This is a genomic window from Kitasatospora sp. NPDC001261 (assembly GCF_042896795.1).
Lineage (GTDB): Bacteria > Actinomycetota > Actinomycetes > Streptomycetales > Streptomycetaceae > Kitasatospora.
In genome coordinates, this window is the sequence record NZ_JBIAXP010000022.1 from 25,521 (window position 1) to 38,674 (window position 13,154).

A 13,154-nucleotide genomic window follows, 5' to 3' on the forward strand; every position below is an offset into this window, starting at 1 on the left:
AGGGCACGGCGACATCTCCATGTGCCTACGGACGCTCAATAGCATCCCCTGGAAGGACGAACGGGTCCTCCGGTCCGAAACAGCCGTAGTCCTGCAACGGCATCGGATCGTCGAGCACGACCTGCCTGCGTTCGCCCGCAGGCGAAAGACCATCCGAACGATCAAAAGTCCGTTGGCCGGGAAGGCCGGCGAACGTGTTCGGCGCATCGGCTGCAAGGTGGCCGAACCGCTCCAGCAGGACGAACACAGCTTCATGGACATCGTTGACGATCTCGGACGCGGTCTCCTCGGTGACATCGGGAGACAGTTCGCGATACGCCTGGCGGGCCGAGGCGAGGAAGCGCTCGGGATCAACGATCACCACGTCCTGGCGCGTCCGAACGCTGATCGTCATACCCGCTGTCGGGACCGTCGGTTCATCCACCCCATCAACGTACTCGTTGCCACACCAGCAGTGACAGCCCCCGTCGCCCACCACGCACCTCGGCTCGTTCGCGTGCCATCAGAAACAGGTACTCACGTTGTCGCTCAACGACTTCGTCGGGCGAGACCGATGAGGGACCCTGTTGACCGGCAGAGCCAGTACAAGAGCCGATTCAGCGCCACGTAGTAGTGGAAACCGACCCATCCGTTCTCTTTGTCGACGACCTGGGGTGCGCCGTCCCGGCATCCCCACCACCATGGGCGGCAGGGGATTCAGCCGGGCCTACCGTCCCACCCGCCGTGGTGACCTGTTCCTACACGTCATCGAACGCGGCTGCAGCGATCTCGCCCTCGTCGGCATGACCGGCCCTCTCGCCGGGCGCGTGGTCGTCGGCAACGCAGACGGCTTCTGGGGTCCGAACGTCTCCTCGGCCCCGGACTTTCTCGCCTGGTATGAGCGGTGGCTCGATCACATGGCTGCCGGACAGGACAACCGGGCTCCGGGGCTCACCTCGCCCCGGCACCTCGCTCGTCGATTCGGCGGCGGCTGACGACTCGACGTGGGAAGTCGGGCCTGCCGACTTCCCACGTCGGGCTGTGGTCAGGGTGGGGTCGGGGGGCCGGGGTGGCCGCGGAAGGTGGTGCGGTAGGTCTGGGGGGAGACGCCGATCGCCGCGTGGAGGTGCTGGCGGAGGGAGGCGCCGGTGGCGAAGCCGATCTCGGTGGCGATGCGGTCGACGGGGAGGTCGCTGGTCTCCAGCAGGTGACGGGCGCGGTGGAGGCGTTGCTGGATCAGCCAGCGGCCCGGGCTGGTGCCGGTCTCGTCCTGGAAGCGGCGGGCGAAGGTGCGCGGGCTCATCCGGGCGTGGGCGGCCAGCTCGCGGAGGGCGAGCGGGCGGTCGAGGTGTTGGAGGGCCCAGGCCTGGGTGGCGGCGGTGCCGTTGGTGCCTTCCGGGGGCACCGGCTGCTCGATGTACTGGGCCTGGCCGCCCTCGCGCCAGGGCGGGACCACGCACTGGCGGGCGACCTGGTTGGCGACGGCGCTGCCGTGGTCGGAGCGCACCAGGTGCAGGCAGACGTCGAGGCCGGAGGCGGCGCCCGCCGAGGTGAGGATGTCGCCGTCGTCGACGAAGAGCACGTCGGCGTCCAGGGCGACCCGGGGGTACATCCGGCGGAAGGCCGGTGCCAGGGCCCAGTGGGTGGTGGCGGGGCGTCCGTCGAGGAGGCCGGCGGCGGCCAGCGCGAAGGCGCCGGTGCAGATGGAGACGATGCGGGTGCCGGGGCGGATCCGGGCGAGGGCCGCGCGCTCGGGCTCCGGCAGGTCGGCGGTGGCGCGGTGCAGGGCGTACGGCGGGATGACGACGGTGTCGGCGCTCTCCAGGGCCTCGGGCCCGTGCCCGACGGTGATGGTGAAGTCGGCGCTGGTCGCGACCGTCCGGTCCTCCGTCGCCGCGCACGTCACCACCTCGTACGCGCCCGGCACCCCGGGGAAGACCCGGTTGGGGATGCCGAGCTCGAAGGGGTAGACGCCGTCGAGGGCGAGGACGACGACTCGGTGCGGCGGCCGGGCGCCGGGGCCGCCAGAACCGAGAGGACCACAGGGTTCCATCGCAGGCATGGCACGATCCTATCGGTCTTTGGCAATCTTGCCATTTCGCTGGCCAGGGGCGCGGCCGCAGGCTGGATCCATGACCACGAACTCCATGAGCACGAACACGATGAGCACGAACACGATGCGAGCCATCACCCAGACCGCCCTCGGCACCCCGGACGTCCTCCACGAGGCCGAGGTCGAGCGGCCCGTGCCCGGCGTCGGCCAGGTCCTCGTCGCCGTCCACGCCGCCGGGGTCAACCCCACCGACTGGAAGCACCGCGACTGCGGCTACTTCCTCGGGCAGCCGCCGTTCACGCTCGGCTGGGACGTCTCCGGCACCGTCGAGGCGGTCGGCGTCGGCGTCTCGCTCTTCGCCCCGGGCGACGAGGTGTTCGGCATGCTGCCCTACCCGTACGGCGCCGGCGCGCACGCCGAGTACGTCGCCGGCCCCGCCCGGGCCTTCGTGCCCAAGCCCGCCGTACTGAGCCACGTCGAGGCCGGGGCGCTCCCGCTGGTGGCGCTCACCGCCTGGCAGGCGCTCGTCGACACGGCGGGGCTGCGGCCGGGGCAGCGGGTCCTGGTGCACGCGGCGGCCGGCGGCGTCGGGCACGTCGCCGTGCAGATCGCCAAGGCGCGCGGCGCGTACGTCATCGGTACGGCGTCCGCCGCCAAGCACGATTTCGTCCGGGGCCTGGGCGCGGACGAGGTCATCGACTACCGCACGGCCGACTTCGTGGCGGAGGCCCGCGACATCGACGTGGTCCTCGACCCGCTCGGCGGCGACGACCGGCTGCGCTCCCTGGAGACCCTCCGGCCCGGCGGCGTCCTGGTGTCGATCCTGCCCCAGGGCCTCGACGAGGTGGCCGAGCGCGCCGCCGAGCTGGGCGTGACGGCGAAGGCCCTGCTGGTCGAGCACGACCGGGCGGGCATGGCCGCGATCGCCGCTCTCGTCGAAGCCGGGCAGCTGCGCCCGCACGTCTCCGCCACCTACCCGCTCGCGGAGGCCGCGAAGGCCCACGCCGAGGGCGAGACCGGCCGGGTCACGGGCAAGCTGGTCCTCACCGTCCGCCCGTAGCGGTCACCCAGGCCCCGGGAGCGACCAGCGCTCGGGAAGCGAACAGACCGGGGCAGATTCAGACCGAATCGGGCAGGGTGGGACGATACCTGCCATGCCTAGCAAGTCTCCATCGGTCCGGGACACCGACGCCCCGCCCGACCCGCTCTGCCGTCTCCTGCTCGACCTGGGCGAAGCCCTGCTGGGCGGCGGCCTGCCCGTCCATGAGGTCGAGGACGAACTCCGTGGACTGGGGCGGGCGTTGGGCGCCCCGGAGGTCCAGGTCGCCGCGCTGACCAACGGGCTGTTCGTGGCCCTGCACCCGGACGGCGCCACCAGGTTCCAGCCGCTCGGCGGCACCCTGCGGTTCGAGCAGACCGCCGACGTCCTCGACCTGGTGCACCGGCTGCGGGCGGGCGGACTCGACGGGCCGCGGGCGCGCGCCGAGCTGGACCGGATCCGGCGGGCGCCCGCCCGCTGGCCCGCGTGGGTGGCGGACTTCGGGGCGCTGCCGGTCGGGGTCGGGGTCTGCATCTTCCTGCAGCCGGTGGCGGCGAACGTGCTGGCCGCCGGGCTCGGCTCGCTGATCGTGGTGGGCCTGACCGTGCTCGCCCGGCGGCGGCCGCACCTGCGGCCGCTGCTGCCCGTCACGGCCGGCTTCCTCGTCGCGCTGCTGGTCCTGGCGCTCGCGCGGGCCTCGCTGCTGGACGGGCCGCTGCGGACGATCGTGGCCACCCTGGCGATCCTGCTGCCGGGCGGACTGCTGGTCACCGGGCTGTCCGAGATCGCCGCCGGCGCCGCCAACGCGGGCACCGCCCGGCTGGTCTCCGGCGCCGTGCAGCTGACGCTGTTCCTCGCCGGGGTGGCCGCGGCCGCCACCGCGATCGGCATGCCGTCCACCGCGCTGGCCAACGTGCAGGTGGCCAAGCCGAGCTGGTGGGTGATCGCGCTGGGGCTGGCGATCGCGGTGGCCGGGGTGGTGGTCAACGTCCACACCCCGCCCTCGGCCATCCCGTGGATCGTCGCGGTGATCGCGGTGAGCGTCACCGCCCAGGTGGCGGTGGGGTCGGTGCACGGCGCGGCGATCGGCGGCCTGGCCGGTGCCGTGGCCGCCGCGGTCGCGGCCACCCTGGTGCACTGGCTGCCGGGCGGTCCGCTCTGGCAGGTGCTCTACCTCCCGGCGTTCTGGATCGTCGTGCCGGGCTCCTTCGGTCTGCTGAACACCGCGCAGATCGAGGTCGGCAACGGGGCGCAGTCGCTGCTGGCGGCCGTCTCGGCGGTCTTCGGGGTGTCGATCGGCACACTGATCGGCGCGGTGATCAGCCGGATCCCCCGCCCCAGCCTCACCGGCCTGCCGCACCGGGCCTGAGCCGGTCGGAACCAGGCCTGAGCCGGGCCCGAGCCAAGCCGGACCCGGGACCGGTACGGGCCGGAACCGGGCCCCGGGGCGCGCGGAGGTGCGCCCCGGAGCCCGGAGTCTCGGAACCCGAGGTTCGGAACCCGAGGTTCGGAACCCGTGACCAGGGAACCCCGGAACCTCGGAATCCGAGAGCCTCGGAGCCCCCGTCAGGGCTGGCGCAGGGCCTCGGTGAGCCGGTGGGCCGCCTCGACGACGGCCTGGGAGAGCTGGGCACCGGGGTGGCGGCTGAGCCGTTCGATCGGCCCGGAGACCGTGACGGCGGCCACCACCCGGTTGGACTGGCCGCGGACGGGCGCGGCCACGGAGGCGACCCCGACCTCGCGCTCGCCGACCGACTGGGCCCAGCCGCGGCGCCGCACGCCGCTCAGCGCGGTGGCGGTGAAGCGGGCCCCCTGCAGGCCGCGGTGGAGGCGCTCGGGCTCCTCCCAGGCGAGCAGGATCTGGGCGGCGGAGCCGACCTTCATGGGGAGGGTGACCCCCACCGGAACGGTGTCGCGCAGGCCGGTGAGCCGCTCGGCGGCGGCCACGCAGATCCGGACCTCGCCCTGCCGCCGGTAGAGCTGGGCGCTCTCGCCGGTGGCGTCCCGGAGCTGGGCGAGGACCGAGCCGGCCGCGGCCAGCAGCCGGTCCTCGCCGGCGGCCGCCGAGAGCTCGCCGAGGCGGGGGCCGAGCATGAACCGGCCCTGGACGTCCCGGCTGACCAGGCGGTGGTGTTCGAGTGCGACGGCCAGCCGGTGGGCGGTGGGCCGCGCCATGCCGGTGGCGGCGACGAGGCCGCCCAGGGTGGCGGGCCCGGCCTCCAGGGTGCCGAGGATCGAGGTGACCTTGTCGAGCACGCCGACGCCGCTCGTGTTCTCCATGGGATGGGTACTCCAGTCTCAAGGCCCGGGAGCAGCGGGTCCGCGCTGCTCACGGCGGCTCCTGGCGGGGAGCCGGGGGGTGTGGTCAGCGAGGACAGGCCGGAGAAGTCGGCCGATTGCCTGCGCCGGGCACGAGACGGGTACGCGAAAGGACCGGGGCGGGAAGCGCCCGGGCGAAGGACAGCACAGAGAGCACCGTGTCTCCTCATCTTTCCCGCGCCACAGTGGCGACAGGCCGGAGTTGGCACTGCCCCCGCCAACACGGCGCGTACTTCGGACGCCGGGTCGAACGGGGAGTTGCCGGGGCTTCGTAGGGCCGGTCCCTCCACCCCTCTGGATGATTCGCCAGGAACGATACAAGACATCCGGGGCGGGTCGGCAAGTCCCCCCGCCCTCGACCACGCCCCGCGGGGCCGGCTCAGCGGTGGCGCGGCCCCGACAGGCCGGTGCACGGGGCCCCGTCCGGGCTGCCGGGGAGGGTCGCGTCCCAGGCGTGGAGGGCGGCGAGGGCGGCGGTGCGCTCGCGGTCCGTGGGCCGGGTGCCCTCGGGGCCGAGCAGGTAGTCGGCGACCGGGGTGAGCAGCAGGGTGGCGTCGCCGGCCGGGAGCAGCAGCGCCTCGTCCCACTGGTGCCGGATGACGGTGCGGCGCAGCAGCGTGCCGTGGCGCGGCGAGGTGCCGTGGCACGGCGGGGTGCCGGCAGAGGTCCGGCGGCGGAGTTCGGGGGCGACCTCGGCCTCCAGGACGGTGCGGACGTCCCGCAGGGCGCCGAGCGGCACGTGCTCGGCGGCGAGGTCGAGGAGGGCGGCGGCCTCCGGGGCGAGCCGGTAGGCGGCGACCACCGCGGCGGTCTCGACGGGCTCGAAGGGCTGCCCGGCGAGCCGGGCCACGTCGATCACGTCGCCCGCGAGGAAGGTGCGCCCGAGCCCTTCCTCGGCGAGGGCGATCAGGCATTCGACGTGGTCGTCGGCGGCCAGGTAGGGGCGGACCGGGACGGTGGCGAGGTCGCCGGGGAGCGCGGCGGTCGCGACCCGCACCTGGTACCACGGGTCGAGCAGCGGGTCCCCGGCCGGCCAGCGCAGGGTGACGGCGGTGTGCCGGGGGCGCTCGCCGAGCAGGGTGACCTCCACGGACTCCACCGGGTGGTCGGTGACCAGCCGGTTGACGGCCTGCCAGAGCGAGGCCTCGGTGGGGCTGACGAGGCTGAGCTCGGCCAGCGGCCGGGGCAGGTCGGGCGGGTAGTAGCCGGCCAGCGGCAGGTCGCGGATCGGGCGGACCCCGGTGGCGTCGGCGAGGTCGCGGGCGACCCGGGCGTAACACTCGACCCGGTCGCGGGCGCGCCGCAGCTCGTCCCGGGCGTGCGCGCCCATCCGGACGTCCTCCCGGGCGAGCGCGGCGAGCACCAGGTACGGGAGGTGGCGCTCGCCCCGGGCGCGGTGGAGCAGTTCGACGGGTCCGCAGGCCGGGTCGACGTCGAGCAGGCGGTGGAGCAGGTCGGTGTCCAGGCCGCCCTGCCGGTCCGTGGCCCGGTCGGTGCTCAGGTCCGTGCTCAACGCCGTACTCGGTTCCGCGTGCGGATCCGCTTTCCGGCCGGTGCTCAGGTCGCTGTTCCGGTCCGTGTTCATGGGCGTCCGCCTCCGAGAGCCGTGGGGGTCGCCGGTCGGCGGCCGGGCGACCGGGGACGTGGCGGGTCCGGCGGTGAGGGGCCGGGCCGACTGCGGGCGCCACATCACCGATTGTGGCGACGGCCGATCAACACCGGATCACCACCGGGTCGACGATCTCTCGACATCCCGCCAGGTCCCGTGGGTTGATAGGGACTCACCAATTCGGGGGTGGCACGTGCGGGCGGGGGCGAGCACATGAAGCGGGCAGGTGCAGGAATGGATGATTTCCGGTTCTCGGTGCTGGGCTTGATGCGGGCGCAGCGCGGCGCGACCGTGCTGAAGGTGGGCAGCCCCCAGCAGCAGGCGATGCTGGCGGTGCTGCTGCTCCGGCCCGGCCACGGCGCGAGCGCCACCGACCTGATCGACGCCCTGTGGGGCGAGGAGCCGCCGGGCACCGCGATGACGACGGTGCGCACCTACGCCTGGCGGTGGCGCAAGGTCCTGCACGGCGAGGCGCCGGACGCGCCGACCGTGCTGACCTCGGTCGGGGACGGCTACCGGCTGGTGCTGCCCAAGCACGCGGTGGACGCGGCGCAGGCGGAGGAGCTGGCGGCGCAGGCCGAGCGCACTGCGGCCGCCGGGGAGCCGCAGCAGGCGCGCGACCTGCTGAACCAGGCGCTGGAGCTGTGGCAGGGCGAGCCGCTGGCCGGCATCCCCGGGCCGTTCGCGCAGCGGCAGCGCCAACGGCTCCAGGAGCTGCGGCTGACCCTGCTGGAGGAGCGGATCGCCCTGGACCTGGCGCTGGGGCGCTACTCCCGGTGCATCCCGGAGCTGACCTCGCTGACCACCGAGCACCCGCTGCACGAGCGGGCGTACGGGCTGCTGATGCGGGCGCTGTACCAGGCCGGGCGGCAGGCGGACGCGCTGGCCGTGTTCCGGGGCGCGCGTCAGCTGTTCCTGGCCGAACTGGGGGTGGCGCCCGGGGCGGAGCTGGACCTGCTGCACCAGCGGATCCTGGAGGGGGACCCGTCGCTCGCCGCCCCGGCACCCTCCGTCGCGCTCGTCCCCGCCGCGCTCGTCCCGGGCCCGGTCGCCGCCGGTCCGGCGGAGCCGGCCGCGCCCGGGGCCGAGGCACCGGACCCGCCCACCGGACCGGCGGCGCCGAACGCCCCCGCCACCGCCCCGGCCGGGAGCAGCACACCGACCCCCAGACCGGCCCAACTGCCGCCCGACGCGGCCGACTTCACCGGCCGATCGGTCCTGGTCGAACGGCTGGGCAAGGCTCTCGGCGGGCCGCATGGAGGGGCGCACGGAGGGGCGCCCGACAGAAACCCCGGCGCACCGGGCCAGCAGGCGCTGGTGATCGCGACCGTGGTCGGCATGGGCGGGGTCGGCAAGACCGCGCTGGCCCTGCACGTCGCCCACCGGGTCCGCGAGGCCTACCCGGACGGTCAGCTCTACGTCGACCTGCGCGGCGCCGACGCCACCCCGGCCGATCCGGAGGCGGTGCTCAGCGGCTTCCTGGTGGCGCTCGGCGTGCCGGCCGACGCGGTGCCGGAGGGGCTGGACGCCCGCTCGGCGCTGTTCCGCTCGGCGGTGGACGGCCGGCGGCTGCTGCTGGTCCTCGACAACGTCCACGACACCGCGCAGATCAGACCGCTGCTGCCGGGCGCGGTCGGCTGCGCCGTGCTCACCACCAGCCGGACCCGGCTGTCCGGCCTGCCCGCGACCGTCCAGGCCGACCTCGGCGTCTTCGAACCCGAGGAGGCGCTGGAGCTGCTGGGCCGCACCATCGGCGCCGAGCGGCTGGCCGCCGAGGCGCAGGCCGCCCGGGAGCTGCTGCTCGTCTGCGGCCACCTCCCGCTCGCGGTCCGGATCGTGGCGGCCCGGCTGGCGGCCCGGCCGAGCTGGACGGTGCAGACGCTGGGCCGCCGGCTGGCGGTCGAGCGGCGGCGGATCGACGAGCTGCGGATCGGCGACCTGGAGGTGGCGGCGGCCTTCGAGCTGAGCTACCGCCAGTTGACGCCCGCCCAGGCCCGGGCGTTCCGGCTGGCCGCCTCGGTGGACGGGCCGGACCTCGGGCTGCAGGCCGCGGCCGCCCTGCTGGACCTGGACGAGTACGACGCCGAGGACCTGTTGGAGGCCCTGGTGGACGTGGCGATGATGGAGTCGCCCTTCCCCGGCCGCTACCGCTTCCACGACCTGCTGCGCGCGTTCGCCCGGCGCCGTCCGGACGATCCCGGCGCGGCCGTGGCGGCCCGCGACCGGATGCTGGACCACCTGCTGGCCACCGCGTGCTCGGCCTTCCAGCACGCCGTCCCCGGGGATCCGGCGGCCGGCGCGCTCGGGCCGGCCCGTAGCGCGGGCGTCCCGCTGGACGGCCCGGACGGGGCGCGGGCCTGGGCCGAGGCGGAGGGTTCCGGGGCGATCGCGCTGGCCGCGCAGGTGGCGGGCTGGAGCGTCGCGGACGACGCCGACGGCCCGACCGGCGGGCCTTCCGACGGCCCGACACCGGCCCCGACACCGGACTCCGCCGACGGACCGACCACGGACCCGCTGCGCGCCGCGATCGACCTGCTGATCGCGCTCACGCCGTTCGTCCTCGCCCCGCCCAGCCGCCAGCTGGCCACCACCGCGGAGGCCCTGGCCGCCGCCGCGGTCCACCGCGCCGACCACCGGGCAGCTGGTCGGGCGCACTTCCTGCGCGGCAACGTCGCCCTGGCCGCCACCCGGCTGGAGGAGGCGGAGGCGGCCTCCCGGCTGGCGGTGGCCGCCTCCCGCGCGGCGGGCGACACGGTGATCCTGCGCCAGGCGCTGAACGACCTCGGCCTGGTCTGCCAGTTCCTCAGCCGCTACGACGAGGCTGTCGGGCACTACGACGAGGCGCTGCTGCTGGCCCGCGAACTCGGCCACCGCTCCGGGGCGCTGGTGACGACGGTGAACGCGGCGCTGGCCCGGGTGCGCAGCGGGCGGGCCGCCGAGGCGGTGCCGATCTGCCACGAGGCGCTGGCCGAGCTGCGGACCCGGAACGACGATCCGGGCCGGGCGTACACGCTGTACGTGCTGGGGCTGGCGCTGCACGGGCTGGGGCGGCACGAGGAGGCGGTCACCTGGTTCGGCGAGTGCCTGGCGGTGGCCTCGGCGTCCGGTCTGCGGGCCCGGGCCGGGCACGCCCGCTACCGGATGGCGGACAGTCTGCGCTCGCTCGGCCGGACGGAGGAGGCGCTGGAGCACGCCGGGCAGGCGCTGGAGCTGTGCGAGGAGCTGGGTGCCGAGCGGGACCAGGGCCACGCGCTGCTGGTGCTGGGCCGGACGCTGGCCGACCTCGGGCGGGAGGCCGAGGCGTACGGGCGGCTGCGGGAGGCGCACCGGATCTTCGTCCGGCTGGGGCTGCCGGAGGCGGCGGAGGTGGCGGGGCTGCTGCCCCGGGCCGAGGGTCCGGATCCGTCGACCCCGTCGGGCCGGGCGGTCCGGCGGGCCGCCGACCGGCTCTCCTCGGGCTGCTGAGGAATCGATCCTGCTGACGGTTCCGGTGCGTTCAGGAACCGGTGCGTTCAGGAACCGGTGCGTTCAGGAACCGGTGTGCTCAGGAGCCGATGTTCAGGAGCCGGTGCTGTTCCAGTCGCCGTTGCCGCCGGTCGGGGTGGGGGTCGGGGTGGGCGTCGGCGTCGCGCCGCCACCGCTCACCACCGTCGCCACCCCGGCGTCGGCCGCCGCCCCGGCGACCGTCACCGAGAGGCCGGCGCCCAGGGCGACGGTCACCCCGAGGCCGACCGTGAACAGCCGGAGGCGGGTGCGGATGGTGGTGGCCGGACGCTGCGTCATCTCTGGTACTCCTCGGCTCGCTTCCCTGCTGGGAAGGGGTTCCGTCGTGGTGTGGCACCAGTCTGGCCGGGAGCGTTCAACGGTCGATCTACAGTCGAGCACCGGTGATCACCAATGATCACCGGTGCTCGGTGGGCCGCCCGCTGACGCCGCCCGCTCAGGCCGTCGCGCGGATCTCCAGGGTGCAGCACTTCACGCTGCCGCCGCCCTTGAGAAGCTCGCTGAGGTCCATCCCGATCGGCCGGAAGCCGCGCTCGCGCAGTCGCGAGGCCAGTCCCACGGCCGCCTCCGGCAGCACCACGTGCAGGCCGTCGCTGATCGCGTTGAGGCCGAACACCTCCGCGTCGGCCCGGTCCGCCAGCAGCGCGTCCGGGAACAGCCGCCGCAGCACCGCACGGCTGCCGGCCGAGAAGGCCTCCGGGTTGTACATGATCTCGTCGCCGTCCAGCACGGCGAGCGCGGTGTCCAGGTGGTAGAAGCGCGGGTCGACCAGCTCCAGGCCGACCACCGGGCGGCCGAAGAACTCCTGCGCCTCCGCGTGCCCGTCGGCCACGCTGCGGAAGCCCCGCCCGGCCAGCACGTAGCTCGCCGTCGTCAGCAGGTCCCCCTCGCCCTCGTTGACGTACTCCGGGTCGCGGGTCTCGAAGCCCCGGGCGCGGAACCACTCCAGGTAGGCCGGGCCCTCCGCGGCCCGCTCGGTGTTGCGGAAGCGCGCCCCGAGCACCCTGCCGTCCACCACGGTGGCGCCGTTGGCCGCGTAGACCATGTCGGGCAGGCCGGGCAGCGGGTCGATCAGGTCGACCCGGTGGCCGAGCTCGCCGTACAGGGCGTGCAGCCGCTCCCACTGGGCGACGGCCAGGTCGGTGTCCACCGGCTTCGCCGGGTCCATCCAGGGGTTGATCGCGTAGGTGACGTCGAAGTGGGTCGGACGGCACATCAGGTAGTGGCGCGGGCGGGCGGTGCGGGCCATCGGAAGCTCCTCGGAAGTCGGGTACGGGCGGCAGGGGCGTCACGGGCGGTACGGGCGGTACGGGCAGTACGGGCGGTGCGAGCGGTGCAGGCGGGGGCCGGTCAGGCCGTGGGGGCCGGCGGCCGGGTCGGGAAGTCGCGCAGGCCGCGCAGCGGGCTGGCCAGCAGCACCGCGCCCGCCGACAGCAGCACGCCCGCCATCAGCCAGATCGTGCTGCGGGCGCCGATCGCCTCGCCGAGGTAGCCGCCGAGCAGGGCGCCCACCGGGATCGCGCTGTAGTTGAGGGTCGCGGAGCTGGCCCGGATCCGGCCGATCATCGCGGGCGGGCAGTAGCCCTGGGAGAAGCTGCCGGCGAGGACGTTGCCCGCCACCACCCCGCAGACCGCGACCGCCCAGGCGAGCGCGCTGACCACCAGCGGCAGCCGGTCGCCCGCCAGCGGCAGCAGCAGGATGAAGGGCGCGACCACCAGTTCGCAGACCAGCAGCCCACGGGCGCTGCCCAGCTTGCGGGCGACCCGTCCGGCCAGCATCGCGCCGGCCAGTCCGCCGACGCTCACCAGCGCGAACACCCCGCCCACCGCGCCCGGTTCGAGCCCCACACTGCGCACCAGGAAGACCGTCTGCACCGCCTGGATGCCGTTCAGCCCCAGGTTGCCGACCGCCGCGAAGCAGGCGAACGTGCGCAGGTACGGGTCGCGCAGCAGGAACCGGACGCCCTCGCCGATCTCGCGCGGGATGCCGCGCCGCTCGGACACCGGCGGGGGGCGCTCCTCCGTCCTGATCCGCCGCAGGAACACCGCCGACACCAGGTAGGTGAGCGAGTCCGCGAACATCCCGCTGGCGGCGCCGAACGCCTGGGAGAGCAGACCGGCCGCGCCCGGGCCGGCGATCTCGGCCGCCGAGGCGCCGGAGCGCAGCTTGACGTTGGCCTCCAGCAGGTCGGCCTTGCCGACCAGGGTGGGCAGCACCGCGCCGTAGGCGGTGGAGAAGAACACCTTCACCGCCCCGGTCAGCAGGGCCACCACCACCAGGTGGGCCAGCGAGAGCACCCCCAGCCAACTGGCCACCGGCACGCTGCCGAAGAGGAGGAGCAGCAGCAGGTCGCAGACCAGCATCACCCGCAGCCGGGGCCAGCGGTCCACCCAGGCGCCGGCCAGCAGGCCGAGGAACAGCCAGGGCAGCCAGGCGGCCGCGTTGATAACGCCCACCGCGAGGGGGCTGGCGCCCAGGGTGACCACGGCCACCAGGGACAGCGCCACGCTCCCGACGGCCGTGCCGAAGTTGCTGGTGGTCTCACCGATCCAGAGCCGGCGGAAGTCCCCGTGGGCCCACAGGCCCCACCTGCTGCGCGGCCGGTCCGGCGGTGCCGGTGACTCGATCGGGACGGTGGTGGTCATCGCGG

Annotated in this window: 10 protein-coding genes, 1 pseudogene and 1 riboswitch; of the genes and pseudogenes, 4 read left to right on the plus strand and 7 right to left on the minus strand. The window is 74.9% G+C overall.

Annotated elements, in window-relative coordinates:
• Positions 1-25: 25 nt before the first annotated feature.
• On the minus strand, positions 26-424 hold the full coding sequence (locus tag ACFY4B_RS27775) for a hypothetical protein (protein WP_143204771.1): 399 nt from the start codon (positions 422-424) through the stop codon (positions 26-28).
• Positions 425-683: 259 nt separating this feature from the next.
• Between ACFY4B_RS27775 and ACFY4B_RS27780 the strand changes: the two are divergent.
• Positions 684-974: pseudogene (locus ACFY4B_RS27780) on the plus strand (SMI1/KNR4 family protein); the annotation flags it as partial.
• A 50-nt stretch (positions 975-1,024) separates the two neighbouring features.
• On the opposite strand, the gene ACFY4B_RS27785 reads toward ACFY4B_RS27780, so the two are convergent.
• Complete coding sequence (locus ACFY4B_RS27785) at positions 1,025-2,032, minus strand: GlxA family transcriptional regulator (protein WP_387972582.1); 1,008 nt, start codon at positions 2,030-2,032, stop codon at positions 1,025-1,027.
• A 79-nt stretch (positions 2,033-2,111) separates the two neighbouring features.
• On the opposite strand from ACFY4B_RS27785, the gene ACFY4B_RS27790 reads away from it, so the two are divergent.
• Both ACFY4B_RS27790 and ACFY4B_RS27795 read left to right on the plus strand, forming a co-directional pair.
• A complete protein-coding gene (locus ACFY4B_RS27790) occupies positions 2,112-3,092 on the plus strand; it encodes an NADP-dependent oxidoreductase (protein ID WP_387972399.1) in 981 nt (326 codons plus the stop codon).
• A gap of 94 nt (positions 3,093-3,186) precedes the next feature.
• Positions 3,187-4,440: a threonine/serine exporter family protein gene (locus ACFY4B_RS27795; RefSeq protein ID WP_380779684.1), complete on the plus strand. Its 1,254-nt coding sequence runs from the start codon at positions 3,187-3,189 to the stop codon at positions 4,438-4,440.
• A gap of 197 nt (positions 4,441-4,637) precedes the next feature.
• Here the strand turns inward: ACFY4B_RS27795 and ACFY4B_RS27800 are convergent, their stop codons facing one another.
• Positions 4,638-5,351, minus strand: a complete 714-nt coding sequence (locus ACFY4B_RS27800) for an IclR family transcriptional regulator (protein WP_049657219.1) — start codon at positions 5,349-5,351, stop codon at positions 4,638-4,640.
• 202 nt (positions 5,352-5,553) lie between these two features.
• A riboswitch (SAM riboswitch) is annotated at positions 5,554-5,695 on the minus strand.
• Positions 5,696-5,769: 74 nt separating this feature from the next.
• Entirely contained in the window at positions 5,770-6,903 is a 1,134-nt protein-coding gene (locus tag ACFY4B_RS27805) for a hypothetical protein (RefSeq protein ID WP_159028589.1), read from the minus strand.
• Positions 6,904-7,233: 330 nt separating this feature from the next.
• On the opposite strand from ACFY4B_RS27805, the gene ACFY4B_RS27810 reads away from it, so the two are divergent.
• A complete protein-coding gene (locus ACFY4B_RS27810; protein WP_387972403.1) occupies positions 7,234-10,464 on the plus strand; it encodes a BTAD domain-containing putative transcriptional regulator in 3,231 nt (1,076 codons plus the stop codon).
• Positions 10,465-10,557: 93 nt separating this feature from the next.
• On the opposite strand, the gene ACFY4B_RS27815 is transcribed toward ACFY4B_RS27810, so the two are convergent.
• The 3 genes from ACFY4B_RS27815 to ACFY4B_RS27825 form a co-directional block, all read right to left on the minus strand.
• Positions 10,558-10,782 (minus strand): hypothetical protein, encoded by a 225-nt coding sequence (locus ACFY4B_RS27815; RefSeq protein WP_117486792.1) that lies wholly within the window; start codon positions 10,780-10,782, stop codon positions 10,558-10,560.
• Positions 10,783-10,939: 157 nt separating this feature from the next.
• A complete protein-coding gene (gene ddaH, locus ACFY4B_RS27820; RefSeq protein WP_049650865.1) occupies positions 10,940-11,752 on the minus strand; it encodes a dimethylargininase in 813 nt (270 codons plus the stop codon).
• A gap of 101 nt (positions 11,753-11,853) precedes the next feature.
• Positions 11,854-13,149, minus strand: a complete 1,296-nt coding sequence (locus ACFY4B_RS27825) for an MFS transporter (protein WP_049650866.1) — start codon at positions 13,147-13,149, stop codon at positions 11,854-11,856.
• Between the last annotated feature and the right edge of the window lie 5 nt (positions 13,150-13,154).

Bases quoted from the DNA above. Each gene is read 5' to 3' on its own strand.
- ACFY4B_RS27785 (WP_387972582.1), bottom strand. From the start codon at position 2,032: ATGGAACCCTGTGGTCCTCTCGGTTCTGGCGGCCCCGGCGCCCGGCCG.
- ACFY4B_RS27790 (WP_387972399.1), top strand. From the start codon at position 2,112: ATGACCACGAACTCCATGAGCACGAACACGATGAGCACGAACACGATG.
- ACFY4B_RS27795 (WP_380779684.1), top strand. From the start codon at position 3,187: ATGCCTAGCAAGTCTCCATCGGTCCGGGACACCGACGCCCCGCCCGAC.
- ACFY4B_RS27800 (WP_049657219.1), bottom strand. From the start codon at position 5,351: ATGGAGAACACGAGCGGCGTCGGCGTGCTCGACAAGGTCACCTCGATC.
- ACFY4B_RS27810 (WP_387972403.1), top strand. From the start codon at position 7,234: ATGGATGATTTCCGGTTCTCGGTGCTGGGCTTGATGCGGGCGCAGCGC.
- ACFY4B_RS27815 (WP_117486792.1), bottom strand. From the start codon at position 10,782: ATGACGCAGCGTCCGGCCACCACCATCCGCACCCGCCTCCGGCTGTTC.
- ddaH (WP_049650865.1), bottom strand. From the start codon at position 11,752: ATGGCCCGCACCGCCCGCCCGCGCCACTACCTGATGTGCCGTCCGACC.
- ACFY4B_RS27825 (WP_049650866.1), bottom strand. From the start codon at position 13,149: ATGACCACCACCGTCCCGATCGAGTCACCGGCACCGCCGGACCGGCCG.